This window comes from Corynebacterium marquesiae (assembly GCF_030229635.1).
Lineage (GTDB): Bacteria > Actinomycetota > Actinomycetes > Mycobacteriales > Mycobacteriaceae > Corynebacterium > Corynebacterium marquesiae.
In genome coordinates this window covers 47,040-60,731 of the sequence record NZ_JASPII010000011.1, presented here as the reverse complement: position 1 = coordinate 60,731, position 13,692 = coordinate 47,040, and the positions used below count along the sequence as shown (strand labels likewise).

At 58.8% G+C, this 13,692-nt stretch carries 12 protein-coding genes; 2 read left to right on the top strand and 10 right to left on the bottom strand.

What is annotated here, in order from left to right:
* The first annotated feature begins 6 nt into the window (after positions 1–6).
* Positions 7–1,164, top strand: a complete 1,158-nt coding sequence (locus QP971_RS08355; RefSeq protein ID WP_284811322.1) for a bifunctional 2-methylcitrate synthase/citrate synthase — start codon at positions 7–9, stop codon at positions 1,162–1,164.
* Between the two features lie 75 nt (positions 1,165–1,239).
* On the opposite strand, the gene QP971_RS08350 is transcribed toward QP971_RS08355, so the two are convergent.
* The 3 genes from QP971_RS08350 to QP971_RS08340 are packed head-to-tail and all read right to left on the bottom strand — an operon-like array spanning position 1,240 to position 3,135.
* Positions 1,240–1,923 carry a transglycosylase gene (locus QP971_RS08350; protein ID WP_239278883.1) on the bottom strand — a complete coding sequence of 228 codons (684 nt, stop codon included), beginning with the start codon at positions 1,921–1,923 and terminating at the stop codon, positions 1,240–1,242.
* Between the two features lie 2 nt (positions 1,924–1,925).
* The gene (locus QP971_RS08345; protein ID WP_269954134.1) at positions 1,926–2,780 is read right to left on the bottom strand and encodes an ATP-binding cassette domain-containing protein; all 855 of its coding nucleotides are present in this window, start codon (positions 2,778–2,780) and stop codon (positions 1,926–1,928) included.
* Positions 2,767–3,135: a GntR family transcriptional regulator gene (locus QP971_RS08340; RefSeq protein WP_269954133.1), complete on the bottom strand. Its 369-nt coding sequence runs from the start codon at positions 3,133–3,135 to the stop codon at positions 2,767–2,769. Before QP971_RS08340 ends, QP971_RS08345 begins: the two co-directional genes overlap by 14 nt.
* A gap of 377 nt (positions 3,136–3,512) precedes the next feature.
* Here QP971_RS08340 and QP971_RS08335 point away from each other — a divergent pair, with 377 nt between their 5' ends.
* Complete coding sequence (locus QP971_RS08335) at positions 3,513–6,944, top strand: pyruvate carboxylase (RefSeq protein WP_284811324.1); 3,432 nt, start codon at positions 3,513–3,515, stop codon at positions 6,942–6,944.
* A 176-nt stretch (positions 6,945–7,120) separates the two neighbouring features.
* Here the strand turns inward: QP971_RS08335 and QP971_RS08330 are convergent, their stop codons facing one another.
* The 7 genes from QP971_RS08330 to QP971_RS08300 form a co-directional block, all read right to left on the bottom strand.
* Positions 7,121–8,245 carry a DUF5808 domain-containing protein gene (locus QP971_RS08330; protein ID WP_284788081.1) on the bottom strand — a complete coding sequence of 375 codons (1,125 nt, stop codon included), beginning with the start codon at positions 8,243–8,245 and terminating at the stop codon, positions 7,121–7,123.
* Entirely contained in the window at positions 8,242–8,619 is a 378-nt protein-coding gene (locus tag QP971_RS08325) for a GntR family transcriptional regulator (protein ID WP_284788079.1), read from the bottom strand. The genes QP971_RS08330 and QP971_RS08325 overlap by 4 nt, the downstream gene beginning before the upstream one ends.
* A gap of 141 nt (positions 8,620–8,760) precedes the next feature.
* Positions 8,761–9,783 carry an ABC transporter permease gene (locus QP971_RS08320; protein WP_284788078.1) on the bottom strand — a complete coding sequence of 341 codons (1,023 nt, stop codon included), beginning with the start codon at positions 9,781–9,783 and terminating at the stop codon, positions 8,761–8,763.
* Entirely contained in the window at positions 9,780–10,361 is a 582-nt protein-coding gene (locus QP971_RS08315; RefSeq protein ID WP_284788077.1) for an ABC transporter ATP-binding protein, read from the bottom strand. The genes QP971_RS08320 and QP971_RS08315 overlap by 4 nt, the downstream gene beginning before the upstream one ends.
* Before the next feature lie 40 nt (positions 10,362–10,401).
* Positions 10,402–10,845, bottom strand: coding sequence for a hypothetical protein (locus QP971_RS08310; RefSeq protein ID WP_284811326.1), 444 nt, complete (start codon positions 10,843–10,845; stop codon positions 10,402–10,404).
* A gap of 22 nt (positions 10,846–10,867) precedes the next feature.
* The gene (locus QP971_RS08305; protein WP_284811327.1) at positions 10,868–12,631 is read right to left on the bottom strand and encodes an acetyl/propionyl/methylcrotonyl-CoA carboxylase subunit alpha; all 1,764 of its coding nucleotides are present in this window, start codon (positions 12,629–12,631) and stop codon (positions 10,868–10,870) included.
* 155 nt (positions 12,632–12,786) lie between these two features.
* Entirely contained in the window at positions 12,787–13,650 is an 864-nt protein-coding gene (locus tag QP971_RS08300) for a sulfurtransferase (protein ID WP_269954126.1), read from the bottom strand.
* Between the last annotated feature and the right edge of the window lie 42 nt (positions 13,651–13,692).

The window sequence follows — 13,692 nt, the reverse complement described above, 5'->3', positions numbered from 1 at the left end:
TACACCATGTCCGATAAGAATCAGACCCCCGAAATCCGCAAGGGCCTGTATGGCGTCGTCGTCGATGAGACTGCCGTGTCCAAGGTCGTTCCTGAGACCAACTCGCTGACCTACCGCGGCTATCCCGTCCAAGAGCTTGCCCGCTATTGCTCCTTCGAGGAAGTGGCCTATCTGCTGTGGAACGGCAAACTGCCAGGCCAAGAATCGCTTATCCGATTTTCTGCCCGCGAGAAGGCCCTGCGGCACCTAGAGCGCCACGTCATCGACCTCATCATGTCCATGCCGCTATCGTGCCACCCAATGGATGTACTGCGTACCGCCATTTCCTATATCGGTTCCCAGGACCCAGAGGAATACACCAAGGATTCCGAGCACATCCGTCGCACCGCGCTGGAGCTTATGGCCAAGATTCCCACCATCATTGCGCTTGATATCCGGCGCCGCCGCGGCGAAGGCTACATCCAACCCTCCCGCAAGAAGGGCTTTGCGGAGAACTTCCTCTGGATGGTCTTCGGTGATGAGGAAGGCTCCCCAGCTACCAACCGCGCCGATATCGAGGCCTTTGATAAGTCCCTCATCCTCTACGCTGAGCACTCTTTTAACGCTTCCACCTTCGCTGCCCGCGTGGTGACCTCCACCATGTCCGATACTTATTCCGCCATCGTCGCGGCCATCGGCGCGCTCAAAGGGCCTCTGCATGGCGGTGCCAACGAGGCCGTGATGAAAAACTTCCTGGAGGTTGCCGATCCTGCCAAGGCAGAAGAGTGGACCAAGAAGAAGCTGGCTAACAAGGAATTGGTCATGGGATTTGGTCACCGCGTCTACAAAAACGGCGACTCCCGCGTGCCAACAATGGAGGCAGCGTTTAAGGAGCTGGCCGAACAGCACGACCAGACCCAGTGGGTTGAGATGTATGACGTCATGGCCAAGACGATGGAGGAAAACACCTCCATCAAGATCAAGCCCAACCTCGACTTCCCGGCTGGACCTGCCTATCATATCCTGGGCTTTGACATTGAATTCTTCACACCAATCTTTGTCATGGCCCGCATCACCGGTTGGACTGCGCACATCGTAGAGCAGAACGAGAATAACTCGCTTATCCGCCCGCTATCCGCTTATAACGGCGAGGAGCAGCGTTCGGTCCCGCCGAAGTCCTTCTAAAACTCACAAGCTCCCCCTCCTCCAGAGACAATTTTCATTCTCGGGGTGGGGGAGTAGCCGTTTTCCACGGATAGTCTAAGGCTGGACTCGCCGCGCTAACTGATGCATCACCAGTGAGAAAACGATGACAGTCAAAGCCGAGAAGAAGAATAAACCTGGCCAAGGGGCGCCGATGTGGACAGTCCCTAGGCTATCAATAAGAATTGCCAGCAGGAGTGCTGCTGCATAGAAGCCGACAAGGATGCCAACAATAAGCAAGAACCGGGTGAACAGAGAACGTTGTTTGGCGCTACTGACCACTAAGCCGATGAAAGTGCCGATGTATCCGGTAAGTAGGTGGCCACAAATAAAGCTTCCCAAGGTCGCGACTCGAGCGAAGAGAGGCCTGAGACCGGAACTGCCAGGAGAGATAACCCACGACGAGTACATGTCTACGCCAGCGCGTAGCGCGACATAAAATGTCAGCCAAGCAATGGCGCCGAATACGAACGCGGCTAGCCATAGGGTCGCGTGCATGCTCATCAGCCACTGCTGTGGGCGCATTCCCAGTCCACGAAGGGCCCGGTATTCAGTTGCGGTGAAGGCGCAGTAGAGGCCCCAAATGAATACGGCGAGAATTCCCCAGCCAGCAGGGTTAGCGCTAATCGTTGTTGGGTCGGTGGGCAGGAAATAAGGCACGCTCCACAGCAATGCGACGATAATGCAAACGGCGATAAAGGTCTTTGTGGCGTTGAGATTAAAGGTCTTAAGCAGTTTCATGGCTAGGACTCCTCTTGTGAGGTGCGGGTGGATTCATGGGCGCGGGAAACAAGGGAATCAATGAGCTGGCCGTCGTCAAGGTAGGAGACGGTGATTTGAGCGGCGTTCACGGTATCGTCCGGAAACGGTACCGGGGACCAAGCATTAACTTTGGTGGTCGAGCCAAGCGAGGATTGGTGGAGCGGGAGGGCGTCGGCAAGCGCGAGGGCTTGCTCGACGTCTTTGGTGCTGCCCGTGAGCACGGGGTAGTGCGGCCGTTGGGATTCAAGATCGGTGGGCTTATTGACTGTGCCGTCGTGCACGGTAATGACCTGGTCAATTAAACCTACGAGGTCTTCCGCGCGGTGCGAAGAGAGCACGAGTAGCCAATCCGGGGTGGCCGCGGCATGGGCGATGATGAGCTCTCGCAGGCGCGTGCGCGTCGGTGCGTCCAGGCCATTGAATGGTTCATCGAGGAGAGTGACCGGCGTGCGCGCCGCCAGGGCAGTGGCACAGGCAACCAGTTGGCGCTGGCCGGTGCTTAAAGAGCGGTTCTTGCTGCGCTTATCGACGCCCATCTTATCCAACAGTTCCTCCGCATGCCCCACGTCGAATCCCTCACGTACGTGCTCCGCGGCGCGCAGGTGCTGGCGCACGGTGGAACCGGCGAGCAAAATATCGGCGCCGGTGCGCGCTATCGCCACCTGCGAGGTATCGATGCTGCCCTTGGCAGGCAGGAACCCTGCTACCGTGCGCAGGAGCGTGGTCTTGCCCGCGCCATTGGGGCCGATAAGCCCATACATGCCGGCGTTGAGCTCCAATTGTGGCACGTGCAAGCGGCGCTTACAGCTGACATTGTGCATCTTAAGGTGCGTCATGATGGTCTCCTTCGGCTTCGATGAGGTCGGCGATGTCGCTAGCGCTTAATCCCAGCGCGGCTCCTTCTTTGAGAAGCGGAAGGATGAAGTCTTCTCTCAGGGCTTCTTGGCGTTGATGGCGAACCTTCTCGCGCGCGCCTTCGCGCACAAACATGCCCAAGCCGCGACGTTTTTCTAGCAGCCCTTCCTCAAAGAGGACGGTCAGTGCCTTTGCAGAGGTAGTGGGGTTGACGGAGTGGAAAGCTGAAAGCTCATTGGTGCTAGGGGCGCGTTCTCCCTCTGGGAGTTCGCCGGAAATAATCATGTCCCTGATTCCTCCTGCTAGTTGCTGATAAATGGGCCGGGTATCGCTCATGGTGCGGCCTCTCTAATTCGTGGCATATGACTCCCTTTCTGGTGTATGGGTTAACCACCTATGTGGGTAACCATATAACGGAAGGTACCAGCGGTCAACGGTGAGGGTAATGCGGGGCGCGGTCGCGGTGTAATAGTGGGTGTCCCCGTTGCGTAAGTTGTTGAATTAAAAGTTTGCAATATTTACAGAATCGCTGATCTCGTTATTACTGGTCGCCCTGCAGAAAACGCCACGTGGTGGCTCCGCTGCTGGTAAGTGTGGCGAATTAGGCGCAGAAAAGGGCAGACATTTGAGGGGTAGCCCTCTAAACTGAGATGCGGATCACCCAACAGGAGGCGTTGCACTGCGGCGTCTTCCGAGCTGAAAGGAACACAGAAGTGGCTAATCCCGCGCTTCCATCGTTCAAAAAGATTCTGGTAGCCAACCGTGGCGAAATCGCCGTCCGTGCATTCCGTGCTGCCTTTGAAACTGGGGCAAAGACCGTTGCGGTCTATCCCCGCGAAGATCGCAATTCTTTTCACCGCGCTTTTGCGGATGAAGCTGTGCGCATCGGCACTGAAGGTCAACCGGTTAAGGCTTACCTGAGCATCGATGAGGTCATTCGCGCAGCAAAGAAGTCCGGTGCAGATGCTATTTATCCTGGTTATGGCTTTTTATCTGAGCGCGCGGATCTCGCTAGGGCTTGTGAAGACAATGGCATCAAGTTCATTGGCCCTACCCCTAGCACCCTTGACTTGACCGGCGATAAGGCTGCCGCGGTGAACGCCGCTAAGGAAGCTGAGCTGCCGACGTTGAAGGACTCGGAGCCATCGACGGACGTCGATAAGCTGGTGGAATACTCCAAGGACTTCAACTTCCCGGTCTTTGTTAAGGCCGTCGCCGGTGGTGGCGGACGCGGCATGCGCTTCGTCGAATCCGAAGATCAATTGCGCGAGAAGGCTGCCGAGGCTTCCCGTGAAGCAGAGGCAGCCTTCGGTGATGGCAGTGTGTATCTTGAGACTGCGGTCATTAAGCCACAACACATTGAGGTCCAGATTCTGGGCGATAGCCAGGGCAACGTCATTCACCTCTTTGAGCGTGATTGCTCCGTTCAGCGCCGTCACCAGAAGGTAGTGGAGATAGCCCCAGCGCCGACGCTAGACCCAGAGCTGCGTGACCGCATCTGTGCTGACGCAGTGAAGTTCTGTGAGCACATCAACTACGAGGGTGCGGGTACCGTGGAATTCCTCGTCGATGAGCGCGGCAACCACGTCTTCATCGAGATGAACCCGCGTGTGCAGGTGGAGCACACCGTGACCGAGGAAATCACCGGCGTAGATATCGTCAAGGCCCAGATGAACATCGCGGCCGGCGCATCGCTGGAAGATATTCACCTCGCCCAAGACAAGATTTCCATCACCGGTTCTGCTCTGCAGTGCCGCATCACCACCGAGGACCCAAATAACGGTTTCCGCCCCGATACCGGCACGCTAACCGCCTACCGTTCGCCGGGCGGCGCCGGCGTGCGCCTGGACGGTGCAACGTCCGTGGGCGCAGAGGTTTCGCCCAACTTCGACTCCCTGTTGGTGAAGATGACCTGCCGCGGCGTCAACTTTGAGCAGGCCGTGCAGCGCGCCCAGCGTGCGCTGAACGAGTTCCATGTCTCTGGCGTGGCCACCAATATTGGATTCCTGCGTGCCTTGCTGCGCGAGCCGGACTTCACCAAGACGCGCGTGAACACGGGCTTCATTAGTGATCATCCGGACCTGCTCAAGGCTCCACCGGCAGTCGACGAATCCGGTCGCATCCTCGAGTACATCGCGGAGACCACCGTCAATAAGCCCAACGGTACGCGCCCAACGGCGCTGCGCCCCTTTGATAAGCTCCCCGAGCTGGACCTTTCCGAGCCGCTACCACGCGGTTCGCGTGATGATCTGCTCGAGTTTGGACCACAGAAGTGGGCAGAAAAGATCCGCCAGCAGAATGCGCTGATGGTTACGGATACCACCTTCCGCGACGCCCACCAGTCCCTGCTGGCCACCCGCGTGCGTAGTACCGCCCTGGTTTCTGCGGCCGAGGCTGTTGCGCGCATGACCCCGAACCTGTTCTCGGTCGAGGCATGGGGTGGTGCGACTTATGACGTCGCCATGCGCTTCCTCCACGAGGACCCTTGGGTCCGCCTGGACATGCTGCGCGAGGCTATGCCAAACCAGAACATCCAGATGCTCCTGCGCGGACGCAATACTGTGGGCTATACCCCGTACCCGGATTCGGTCTGCCGCGGCTTCGTACAAGAAGCAGCCAAGTCCGGCGTGGACGTCTTCCGTATCTTTGATGCTCTTAACGACGTCTCCCAGATGCGCCCCGCCATCGATGCTGTCCTCGAGACCAATACCACCGTTGCCGAGGTGGCCATGGCGTACTCCGGTGATCTTTCGTCGCCGAAGGAGAACCTGTACACGCTGGATTACTACCTCAAGCTGGCCGAGCAGATTGTAGAGTCGGGAGCCCATATCCTTGCCATCAAGGATATGGCCGGTCTGCTACGCCCTGAGGCCGCTTCCAAGCTGGTTATGGCGCTGCGCAAGGAATTCGACCTGCCGGTGCACGTGCACACGCACGATACCGCCGGTGGCCAGATGGCTACCTACTATGCGGCTGCGCTCTCCGGTGCCGACATTGTCGATGGCGCCTCCGCTCCGCTGGCCGGTACCACCTCGCAGCCATCACTATCCGCCCTTATTGCAGCGTTCTCCCAGTCCAAGCGCGATACCGGTATCGACCTGCAGGCTGTATCGGATCTCGAGCCGTATTGGGAAGCCGTGCGACAGCTCTACGCCCCGTTTGAAAACGGCATCCCTGGACCGACCGGTCGCGTATACAAGCACGAGATCCCAGGCGGTCAGCTGTCCAACCTGCGTGCCCAGGCCGTTGCCCTCGGCTTGGCGGACCGCTTCGAGGTCATCGAGGACACCTATGCAGCAGTCAATGAGATGCTGGGCCGTCCGACCAAGGTCACCCCATCCTCCAAGGTTGTGGGCGACCTAGCCCTTCACCTTGTCGGCGCAGGCGTAGACCCTGATGACTTCGCTGCCAACCCGACCAAGTTCGATATTCCGGACTCGGTCAACCAGTTCCTCCGCGGCCAGCTCGGTACTCCTCCGGGCGGTTGGCCGGAGCTGCGCGATAAGGTGCTCGATGGCCGCGAAGAAACCGGCGCCAAGGTGAGCGAGGTTCCTGCGGAAGAACAGTCGCATCTGGAATCCGATAACTCGGATGAGCGCCGCGCCAGCCTGAACCGCCTCCTGTTCCCGAAGCAGTTCGAGGAGTTCAACGAGTTCCGCCGCAAGTACGGCAACACTGAGGCACTGACGGATACCACCTTCTTCTACGGCCTTACCGAAGGCGAAGAAAAGGTCGTCCACTACTTCCCAGAAGGCTCTACCGATCGCGCCGACCTCAAGCAGGTCGTGGTACGCCTCGACGCCGTAGGTGAACCGGACGAGAAGGGTATGCGCAACGTGGTTCTCAACGTCAACGGCCAGATTCGCCCGATGAAGGTCCGCGATGAGAACGCCGAGTCCACTGTCGCCACCGTAGAAAAGGCCGACCCCTCCAACGAGGGCCACGTTGCCGCACCATTTGCTGGCGTGGTTAACCCCACTGCCAAGCCGGGCGACGAGGTGAAGGCAGGCGACCAGATCGCCGTCATTGAGGCGATGAAGATGGAAGCATCGATCTCCGCCACCAAGGATGGCGTGGTCGAGCGCGTCGCCATCGGCCAAGCTACCAAGGTTGAAGGCGGCGACCTCATCGCCGTCATCAACTAACTGACGCACACCAGCGCCCCGCTTCCTTCGCGCAATCCTCTAGGAAGCGGGGCGCTGTGGTATCTAACTGTGGTAAAAATCAACGATTTCGCCCATCCAAATGACCACAACCGTCGACGAATTCGGTGTTTTAGATGGACGAAATCGTTGATTCGCGATGATAGTGGAGGTTTGCCTTAGTTAAGGATGAGGGGCAGTGCCACCGAACCGACCAAGATGAGTACTGAGAGGCTGAGAATGACTTTGGCCTGCCACCGGGCGTAATTAAAGGACATTCCCGTCCCGAAACGCTTGTCTACCAGTACCGCCGGATCATCCGGGTTGTAATACATCACACCCCATTTATAGAGGTGGTCATTGTCCGGTGATTCTTTATCTTCATCGGGAAAGCGAATGCCGCGCAACTGCTCGGATATCTGGGATTGCTTGTAGAGAATAAATACAACTAGGCCGATGCTGCCACCAATGGCGAGAATAAGCATTGTGATGAACGCGGCGCCGGTGAAGCGTTGATAATGCGGGATAGAGCTAGTTACTTGTATGAATGCCATCCCGACGCTGATGAGCAGAGTAAGGACACCCGTTCCGGTGTTCGTCACAGCGAGGTTTGCTTCGTTGCGCAAACGAGCTTTAATGGTGCGCTCAGAGCGTGGGGATACCTCACTATGCGCGATAAAAGAGCAGACAATAGCAAATAGGCCCAGCATTGCTAAAGCGACAAATGAGGTGGAAAACACGCTCCTTATTGATTTGTCGCTCCAGTTGTCCACCTCCATGGATTCATTCCAGTGCACGGGAACAGGGTCCGGAATGGCAGACCAGTGGGAAGCGACGATTATGGCACCGGCCGCGATAGCCAGCAGTGAGGAGAGCATAGTTATCCACGGAAAAGTCGGCGTGGGGATGCCGTGGAATTCGGGCGTGCCAATGGATCTACGGGAGACACGGGCAGCGATGCTGGTTTCAACCTCATCGAACCAGCCGCCCGCCTTTTTAGCGGCTATGATGCGGCGACGTTGGGAGATGTAGGACCACAAGCCACCGAGTGTCACCACGAGTGAAGGCACGGCGGCTAATAGTGGCAGTTTCCAGGCAAAGAGGGACAGGACCGTTGCCACGATGCCGCAGCTCCACGTACGTATCTTGAATCCGGCGAGCGCAGAGGCAACTGCAGGATCGGAAAGGTAGGTCTTCGGCACGCGCACGCCGAGCGGTGTACTGGGCGAGGCCAGGGAAGGCGTTTGGGCCATAATCCAAGTGATAACGAGGGTGGTGGTGGCCAATAAAAGTGTGAAAATCATGACGATACTTCCAGGTCATTAAGGGTGGAGTTGAGTCGAGCGTGGAGCTCATCCGGACTAAATCCCTGTGCGCGGGCGAGTGCGACCACGCGGTTTAATTGCTCATCCAGTTGTTTTTCTTGTGCGGCGGTGCGAGCACCAGGCCTGACGATGGATCCGGAGCGGCCGGCGGTTTCTACGAGGCCATCGGAAACCAAGAGGTCGTATGCCTTCTTCACAGTGGCAGGGTTGATGCCTATATCCTTGGCAACGCGGCGGACGGGATCTAGCTTGTCGCCATCAGATAGCTGGCCGCGAGCGATAGCCACGACGATTTCATCGTGAATTTGTTGGAAGACGGGGACGCCAGACTCGGGGTTGAGGTTAATAAACATCTGTCACCTCCAATCTTTATTCTGTATTATTTATAGTAACACAAACTGTGTTATGTGAAGTAATACAGAATCAACCTCAAAAGAAATCCCCAGGTATGTGCAACTTATTGAAGTGACGTACCTGGGGAAAGTGCAGGGCGACTAGAAAAAGAGGATCACAGCTATGGCCGCAATGCCGAAGCCACCGCGCAGGAAGTAACTGAAGACCTCGGGGGAGAATGAAGCACCGAAGCCACCGGTGTCGATGATGCTCATAGTGGTCACGCGTGCGGGGCGGGAGCGCTTAAAGGCGGCGTAGGTAAGGCCCAAACAACACGCTGCGAGCGTGAACAGGGATAGCTTCCATACGGCGGCGATGAAGGCCGTGCCAAGAACAGCAGCACCTGCGGAAGCAGCCAGCGGCAGTCCCCAGTCGGGCCAGGCACCATCGATGATGCGGCCGAAGGAGGCAGCGCGGCCGGTAGCGGCACCGACAATGGTCCATGCGGTAGCGAATCCAATGAGCCCGAGACTGCCAAGCTGTGGTGCTAGCCCTAGGGTGAGTCCCATGACGGCGACCGCACCGAGCGGAATGTACCACCTGCGATACAGGCGCCGGGCAAAGAAGAGACTGAGCGAAGCCGTGGCACGCGAACACGGGCACAGGCGTGCGGATTGGGAGGCGATGGCATCGGCAGAAACCTCAGAATCCAGTAGCCCAAAGGAGGACGAGCCGATGGCACGGGTACGGCCCGCGCGGAGGAGCGAGGCGAGATCGAAGGACCGCCAGCCGATGACAAACCGCAGCAGAGGAAGGGCTATCGCCGCATAGAGCGGAAGGTGCAGTGACGTGCACAGGGCTAGGCCGAGGAGGCTTACCCCAGCGATCTGGGCAATGGACAGCTTATCGACGCCCCGCATGCGCCCCCGCGGTCTATCCGCATAGACCCAACGCCCGAGCGAAAGGCTGCGCAGCGGATAGAGCGCCTCGAGGAGGACGATGAGGGCGAGGGAGCCGAACGCAGCGCCAGTGGTCGCGGTGGCAGGGAAGGAGGCAGCCGTGCGCTGTGCTAGCGAAGGCAGAAGCGCTGCAGCATTGTTCCAGGCGTAGACGCTGACGCTCGCGATAAGTGCCGCGATAAAGGCGTAATAGATCGCTGAGGAGGCTGTGGAAAGAAGTTTCATGAGATCTCCACCACTTCGTCGCAGGCATTGAAGATGACGTGGGAATGGGAAGCGAGCACCACACAGCGGCCATCGGCTGCGAGGTGCCGCAGCTCCTCGGCCAAGAAAGAGGTCCAAGTGTGGTCGAGGTGGCGCTCGGGTTCGTCGATAAGCAGGGCTTTGGCAGGCTGATAGAGCTGGGCGGCGAGGTAGACGCGCTGGCGCTGGCCAGAGGAAAGATCGCTGACTGCAGAACTCAGGATGGCTTGGTCGAGGGCCCAGAGTTCGTGGATCTCGGCAAAGTCCACGCCGGTGCGGCGGGATAGCAAACTAAAGTGCTCACCTACGGTGAGGTCGGGGAGGAAGACTGGGTCCCCGACGGAGATAACGGAACCGGCCGCCGCCGGGCTACCGGGTGCGGCGCCGTCGATAGAAACGGTGCCTTCCAGTGGGGAAAGCTCCCCGCTTAAAGTCTGTAGCAGCGTAGATTTTCCGGCACCGTTGGGGCCTCTTAGTCCGTATACGCGACCGGCATCAAACCTGCGGTTTAAGTGCCCCAAGGCGGCGGAATGTCCGTAGTCTGCATCTATTTTCAACATCGTTGCTAGGTTAGCAGACAGGCGGCTGGCCCAAGGGGGGCTAAAAGCGGCGGAAGAATTTACCTGGGGCAAGCTCCTCGAAGCCAGGTAGGGGTGTGGCCGATGAGATACCAGGAGCGGTCTGTTCTGCCGCGAGGTCGATGGCGTTGGCAATAAGCAACTCGCGGGCGGCGGGGTCATCGCTGGAAACGGCGAGCTCGGGAATGTCCTCGGGATCGAAGGGGGTGAGCCAGGCGGCGTCGTCAAGCGGGTGGGCCGAGGGATCGCCAAGGAAAGCTGGGCCTTTGTCAGCGGCGGGGTAGTAGCGCAAGAGCGCGGCGCCGCGGGGAGCCACGGTGGGATCCTCATTCGCGGACATGGGCAGGGCGATAACCCCGCCATCCACGATGGGGGACCACTCAGAGATATAAGAAGGGAAGAGGCCCGCGAGATAGTCGCGGTCCTCTTCCTTGGCCAAACGCACGCCGAGAGAAGAAGCAGTCATTCTTCCAGGCTAGCGGTGCGTGCTATTTGATTTCCAGTAGCACGCTTCCCTTGGTGGTAGCAGCGCCTGCTTCTACTGCTAGGCCGGTAACGGTGCCGGTCTTATGGGCCTTGACGGGGTTTTCCATCTTCATGGCCTCGAGCACGAGGAGGACCTCGCCCTCGGCAACCTCCTGGCCTTCTTCTACGTTGACCTTGATCACCGTACCCTGCATTGGGGAGGTAACCGCATCGCCGGATACGGCGGCCTTGGTACTGGAGCCCTTGCGCTTTTTCTTTTTACGTGGCGCGCCGTTGATGCCAAAGGAAGCAGGCAGGGCGACCTCAATGCGGCGGCCGTCGATCTCCACGGTGTGTACCTGGGATGGCTCTGCCTCTGTAGCCTCGGCATCGGTGGACTCATCGTGGGCGGGCAGCTGGTTATCCCATTCCTCTTCAATCCACTTGGTGTAGACACTGAAGTTGCCGTCTTCTGCGGTGAAAGCTGGGTCAGCAACGATCGCCTGGTCAAACGGGATAACGGTGGGCAGGCCTTCAATCTTGTACTCGGCTAGGGCGCGGGCGGATCGGCGCAGCGCGGTCTCGCGGTCTGGGCCCCAGACGATGAGCTTGGCCAGCATGGAATCGAATTGGCCGCCAATGACCGAGCCCTGAACGACGCCGGAATCCACGCGCACACCCGGACCCGCCGGCTCGGAGTATTTCACGATGGTGCCAGGCGCCGGCATGAAGTTTGCCGCGGCATCCTCGCCGTTGATGCGGAACTCGAAGGCATGGCCGCGCGGGGTGGGGTCTTCCTTCAGCGAGAGCTCGTGGCCCTCAGCGATACGGAATTGCTCGCGCACGAGATCGAGGCCGGTAGTTTCCTCGGAAACTGGGTGTTCCACCTGCAGGCGGGTATTGACCTCTAGGAAGGAAATGAGACCATCGGCGCCCACCAGGTATTCCACGGTGCCTGCGCCGTAGTAGCCGGCCTCGCGGCAGATGCGCTTGGCGGACTCGTGAATGGAGGCGCGCTGCTCCTCGGTGAGGAAAGGAGCCGGGGCTTCTTCGACCAGCTTTTGGAAGCGGCGCTGCAGGGAACAATCGCGCGTGCCGACGACGACTACGTTGCCGTGCTTATCCGCCAGTACCTGGGCTTCCACGTGGCGGGCGCGGTCTAGATAGCGCTCCACGAAGCACTCGCCGCGGCCGAAGGCGGAGGTTGCCTCTCGGGTAGCGGATTCAAAGAGATCGGGGATTTCCTCTGCGGAGCAGGCCACCTTCATGCCGCGGCCGCCGCCGCCAAAGGCAGCCTTGATGGCTACGGGCAGGCCGTATTCCATGGCGAAGGACTGCACCTCATCGGCGCCGGCTACCGGATCCTTAGTACCCGGGGCCATAGGGGCCTCGGCGCGCTCGGCGATGTGCCGCGCGGTAACCTTATCTCCCAAGTCACGGATGGACTCGGGAGAGGGGCCAATCCAAGTCAGGCCGGCGTCGATGACGGCCTGGGCAAAGTCGGCGTTTTCAGACAAGAAGCCATAGCCGGGGTGGATGGCATCGGCGCCGGATTTTTCTGCGGCGTCCAGAATCTTGTCAAAGACGAGGTAGGACTCGGCAGAAGTGGTGCCGCCGAGGGCAAAGGCTTCGTCGGCAAGCGAGGCAAAAGGTGCCTGGGCGTCTGGCTCGGCGTAGACGGCGACGGAGGCAATGCCAGCGTCGCGGGCCGCGCGGATCACGCGAACGGCGATCTCACCGCGGTTCGCCACGAGAACCTTAGAGATCTTTTTGGTTTCTACTGCCACGGCAGCAACCTCCTGAACACATTAGGTTGAATACGCAATCTATTCTTGCACACAAAAGCATGAGTTAATTTTCACGCACGCGAGTGGGGATGTTTTTGGGCAAAAATAAACCCACATCCCTGCCGGATATGGGTTTATGTGGCGAAACCGAAAAGTTAACGCTCAATCGGCATTTTCACCATATTACCCCACTCAGACCACGAACCATCGTAGACCTGCGTCTTTGTGAATCCCAAAAGATGCGTCAACACAAACCAGGTGTGTGCGGCCTGTGCGCCCACGTGGGAGTAGAGAATCGTTGTAGATTCAGGCTCCAACATTCCGTAATTAACCTTGAGCTCCTCGGCCGAACGGAAGCAGGAGTTGGGATAGATGGAACGGTCCCACTCGAGGTTGATGGCGCCCGGGATGTGGCCGTGGCGCATGGTGGTGCCGTAGGCGGAATCGCCATTGGGATCGTGCTCGGTGGCCTCGCCCGCAAACTCCTCTGGGGAGCGGGTATCCACGAGCGCTCCTTCGGACTCGCGCACCTGGTCTACGAAGGCACGCAGGACGGAATCATCGCGGCTTACCTCGGGGTATTCGGATGCGGGGAAGTCCGGCACCATGAAGGAAGTATCGCGTTCCTCGGCCATCCAGGCATTGCGGCCACCATCGAGCAGGCGAACATCCTTGTGGCCAAAGAGGGTAAATACCCACAGGGCGTAGGCGGCCCACCAATTGGACTTATCGCCATACAGGACAATCGTATCGTCGGCATTAATGCCCTTGTCCCGCATCAAAGCAGTGAACTCTTTGCCATCGATGAAATCGCGAGTAAGTGGGCTCAGTAGTTCCGTGCGGAAGTTGATGCGGGTGGCGGTGGGGATGTGGCCAATGTCATAGAGGAGTGAGTCTTCATCGACCTCAATGACGCGCAGGCCCTTGACGCCTAGGCGTGCGGACAGCCACGGTGCAGACACGAGGCGCTCGGGGTGTGCGTATTCCTGAAATGGGGGATAGGGATCAACGTCAGCCACTGTCCGCCTGCCTTTCCGATAAGGGTTAGTATTTCGCTCCCA